Source organism: Mesorhizobium sp. M7A.T.Ca.US.000.02.2.1 (assembly GCF_003996995.1).
Taxonomy (GTDB): Bacteria; Pseudomonadota; Alphaproteobacteria; order Rhizobiales; family Rhizobiaceae; genus Mesorhizobium.
Window position 1 is genome coordinate 1 of record NZ_RZTT01000480.1, and the last position, 4,184, is coordinate 4,184.

The 4,184-nt window shown below is 64.4% G+C and carries 4 protein-coding genes and 1 pseudogene; all 5 read right to left on the minus strand.

Annotated elements, in window-relative coordinates; all coding sequences use genetic code 11:
* Positions 1–1,059 (minus strand): gamma-glutamyltransferase (locus EOD15_RS29800; protein WP_127409098.1); only part of this gene is annotated, 1,059 nt, incomplete at its 3' end.
* A 48-nt stretch (positions 1,060–1,107) separates the two neighbouring features.
* Positions 1,108–1,908 carry an ABC transporter permease gene (locus tag EOD15_RS29805; protein ID WP_127321958.1) on the minus strand — a complete coding sequence of 267 codons (801 nt, stop codon included), beginning with the start codon at positions 1,906–1,908 and terminating at the stop codon, positions 1,108–1,110.
* Positions 1,905–2,831 (minus strand): ABC transporter permease, encoded by a 927-nt coding sequence (locus EOD15_RS29810; RefSeq protein WP_127321957.1) that lies wholly within the window; start codon positions 2,829–2,831, stop codon positions 1,905–1,907. Before EOD15_RS29810 ends, EOD15_RS29805 begins: the two co-directional genes overlap by 4 nt.
* Positions 2,831–3,913, minus strand: a complete 1,083-nt coding sequence (locus tag EOD15_RS29815; protein WP_127321956.1) for an ABC transporter ATP-binding protein — start codon at positions 3,911–3,913, stop codon at positions 2,831–2,833. The genes EOD15_RS29810 and EOD15_RS29815 overlap by 1 nt, the downstream gene beginning before the upstream one ends.
* Positions 3,914–3,992: 79 nt before the next feature.
* Positions 3,993–4,184 (minus strand): annotated as a pseudogene (locus EOD15_RS29820) (ABC transporter substrate-binding protein); the annotation flags it as partial.

The window sequence follows — 4,184 nt, forward strand, 5'->3', positions numbered from 1 at the left end:
GATGTAGACCGTATCGCTGCCGGGCAGCTCCACGCGCGGCAGATGCGTCATGGCGCGGCCGCGGTCGATCTCGGCGCGCAGCCGGTCGGCATAGGCGCCGGACAGGAGCTGCTTCACGGGCGCTGGGACATGGTCCTGGTCGCCGACATAGCGGTCGCGGTCGCGATAGGCCAGGCGCCCGGCCTCGATCTCCAGATGCAGGCGCTCGGCGCCATTGGGGTCGAGCCCGCCGAGCTCGAAGCCCGATAGCAAATTGAGCATCAAAAGCGCCGTCAGCCCCTGATTGTTCGGCGGCATCTGGTGGATCTCATGGCCGCCATAGGAGGTGCTGACCGGCGCCACATAGTCGCCTCTGGTCGCGGCAAAATCCTCGGCCGTATGAAGTCCGCCCAATTGGTTGAGCCGGCTCACCATATCGTCGGCGATAGCGCCTTCGTAGAAACCGGACCGGCCGTGTTTGGCGATGATGCGCAAGGTCGCCGCCAGTTCAGGCTGCCGGTGGACGTCACCCGCCTTCGGCGCCTTGCCGCCGGGCAGGAAGATGCGCGTGGCGTGCTCGTCGGCCGACAGATCGGTTTCCGGTTCGGCCCAGTCGAAGGCGACGCGGTCGTGCACGACATAGCCGTTCTCGGCATAGTGGATGGCCGGCGCCAGCGCCTCGGCAAGGCCCTTGCGGCCATGGTCTTCGAGCAGGCGGCTCCAGGCATCGACGGCACCCGGCACGGTGACCGCATGCGGCCCCTGCAACGGGATACGGTCGAAGCCTTTTTCGCGGTACCAGTCGACTGTCGCCCTGGCAGGCGCGCGGCCGGACCCATTGAAGGCCAGCACATTGCCTTGTCCCCCGGGAGAATAGAGCACGAAGCAGTCGCCGCCGATGCCTGTCGATTGCGGCTCGACCACGCCCTGCACGGCGGCGGCGCAGACCGCGGCATCCATGGCATTGCCGCCGGAGCGCAGCATGTCGATGGCCGCAAGGGTTGCAAGCGGATGCGAGGTCGCGGCAACCGCCTCGGTGGCACGAACCGGCGAGCGGCCGGGAAACTGGAAATCACGCATTCTGTCTGGATATCCCATGGGTCACTTCTGCGAATTCGTCTGGTGAAATCAATGCCGCCGGCCGAAGATCTGCGCAACCGACAACAGCACGACCGAGAGCACGATCAGGCAGGTCGAGATGGCGGCGATCGTCGGGTCGATCTGATCGCGCAGCGCATTGAACATGCGGCGCGTCAATGTCGTGGTCTCGCCGCCCGATATGAACAGCGAAACCACCACTTCGTCGAAGGAGGTGATGAAGGCAAACAGCGCACCCGAGACGATCGAGAAGCGGATCTGCGGCATCGTCACCTGCCAGAAGGCGGCGACACGGCCGGCGCCGAGGCTGCGCGCCACCCGCTCCTGATTCATGTCGTAGGAGCGCAGCCCGGAAAGCACGGTCAGCACCACCAGCGGCAGCGCCTGCACCGTGTGCGCGATGACCAGGCCGGTCAGCGTGTTGTTGAGCCCGATGCGCGCATAGAGGAAGAAGGTGCCGATGCCGATCAGGATCACCGGGACGATCAGCGACGCCGTCAGCAGCGCGTTGATGGTGCCGTTGAAGCGCAGCGTGCCCCGGTTGATGGCATAGGCTGCGGCAGTACCAAGCGGCGTCGCCACCAGCACCGTCATGATCGCGACCTTGACCGAGACGATCGTGGCGTCGCGCCATTCCAGCGACCCGAAATAGGTCTGGTACCAGCGCAGCGACCATTGCTGCGGCGGGAATTGCAGCAGCGTCGAGTCCGAAAACGACATGATGACGATGATGATCGACGGCGCGATCAGGAACAGAAGCACGAGGCCGCCGAGGCAATAGAGCCACAGCCGTTGCCGGTGCGAAATCGGCAGGCCGACATCCTCGCTCATCGCGAACTCCACACACCTGTGGCGCGCGCGCCGAGCAGCCATTGGAACAGGCCGAGAAGCGCCAGCGTGACCACCAGCAGCACCACGCCGAGTGCTGCACCCGCACCCCAGTTGGAATAGAGGCTGGTGGTCTGTTCCATGCGCATCGCCCACATGTTGACCTTGCCGCCGCCCATCAGCGCAGGCGTGACGAAGAAGCCCAGGCAGAGCACGAAGACGATGACCACGCCCGAGGCGAGGCCGGGCAGCGACAACGGAAAGAAGATCTGCCGGAAGGTGGCGACCGGGCCGGCGCCGAGGTTCATGCCGGCGCGCAGGCAGTCGGTGTCGATGGTCTTCATCGAGGCGTAAAGCGGCAGCACCAGGAACGGCAGCAGGATATGCGTCATGCCGATGACGACGCCGGAAAGATTGTTGGCGAGCGACAGCGGCTGGCTGATCACGCCGAGGTCGATCAGCCAGCTGTTGATCAGGCCCTTGCGCTGCAGGATCACCAGCCAGGCATAGGTGCGCACCAGGACCGATGTCCAGAACGGCAGGATGACGAAGATCAGGCAGATCGACGCCGCGCGGCGCGGTAGTTGCGACAGCATGTAGGCCAGGGGATAGCCGAGCAGCACGCAGGCGCCGGTGACGATGAAGGCGACCTTGAAGGTGGTGACAAAGGTCTTGATGTAGGAGGCCTGCTCGAAGAATCGCGCATAATTGGCGGCGCTGAAGCCGCCCGCTTCGTCGAACAGCGACAGCCAGAACAGCCAGCCGATGGGCACGATGATGATGGCGAAGACCAGCAACAGGCTCGGCGACAGCAGCGCCAGCAGCCGCAACGACTCGCGCCGCGCGTCCGTGCGCAGCGCCTGCGTGTTCAAATCCGGGCCCGCGCGGCCGGCATTCTCCTGCATGACGGCGGTCTGCGCGCCCATCAGTCTGCCGCTACCAGGATTGTGTCCTGCGCATCGAGACCGAACGAGACTGGCTGGCCGGGCGCCGGCATTTTCGCCAGCACATCGCTGCGGCAATAGTCGCGCAAAGTCAGCTGCCGGCCGTCGCGCAGCACGGCATAGCAGACGAAGCTGTCGCCCTGATAGATGATGTCACTGAGCGTCGCGTTGAGCACGTTGACGCCGCTTGTCGGTTCGGCGGTTGCCAAGAGCCGCAGCTTTTCCGGCCGCAGCACCATCAGGTACTGGCCTGCCGCCGGCGTCGCCGCCGCCGTATGGATTCTTCGGTCCTCGTACCAGACGGAGCCGTTGCGGCACTCGACCGGAATGAAATTCGATTCGCCGATGAAGCTTGCTACAAATTGCGTTTGCGGCCTGGCGTAGAGGCTTTCGGGCTTGTCGAGCTGTTCGATGCGTCCGCCGTTCATGACAGCAATGCGGTCCGACATGGTGATGGCTTCGCGCTGGTCGTGCGTGACATAGACGGTGGTCATGCCGAGCCGCCGATGCAGGGCGCGCAGCTCGATCTGCATGTGCTCGCGCAGGCCCTTGTCGAGCGCCGACAAGGGTTCGTCCATAAGAACGATGCGCGGCTCGAAGACGATGGCGCGCGCCAGCGCCACGCGCTGGCGTTGGCCGCCGGAGAGTTGGTCGACCCGGCGCTCGCCCAGTCCCTGCAATTTCACCAGATCGAGTGCCTTCTCGACACGCTCGGCCGTCTCGGCGGCGGCGACGCCGCGTTGCTTCAGCGGAAAGGCGATGTTGTGAAAGACGTTCATATGCGGAAACAGCGCGTAGTTCTGGAACACCATGCCGATGTTGCGCTTGTGCGGCGGCGTGGTGATGATCTCGTCGCCGCCGACCCTGATCGAGCCGGCATTGGCCCGCACGAAACCGGCCAGGATCATCAGCAGCGTCGTCTTGCCGGAACCGGAAGGCCCCAGCAGCGTCAGGAATTCACCAGCCTCGACATCGAGGTTGAGGTCGCGCAGCACAGGCACGCTGCCAAATCGTTTCTCGATCCCGCGCATGCCGATCGGCAACGCGGATGGCGCAATGGACAAGATTTTTCTCTCCCAGGGGCTGAGGCGGCGAAAGCAGGGCGAGGCGTCGCCCTGCCGTGGTTTGGATTGCGGCCGCAGCCTATTGCTGGATCAGATTGTTGAACTTTTCCGTCGCCTCGACCAGGTTGTCGCGCCAGAATTCTGCATCCTGCAACACCTGCTTCTTGACGTTTTCGGGCGCCGAATTGATGTCCTTGATCCTGTCCTGCGGGATCTTGCCGGTCTCGAAAGCCTTCTCGTTGACCGGGCCATTGTCGACATAGAGCGGCAG

What these genes read in the sequence shown, in the direction of transcription:
- EOD15_RS29810 (WP_127321957.1), bottom strand. Translation starts at nt 2,831, where the DNA reads ATGGGCGCGCAGACCGCCGTCATGCAGGAGAATGCCGGCCGCGCGGGC.
- EOD15_RS29805 (WP_127321958.1), bottom strand. Translation starts at nt 1,908, where the DNA reads ATGAGCGAGGATGTCGGCCTGCCGATTTCGCACCGGCAACGGCTGTGG.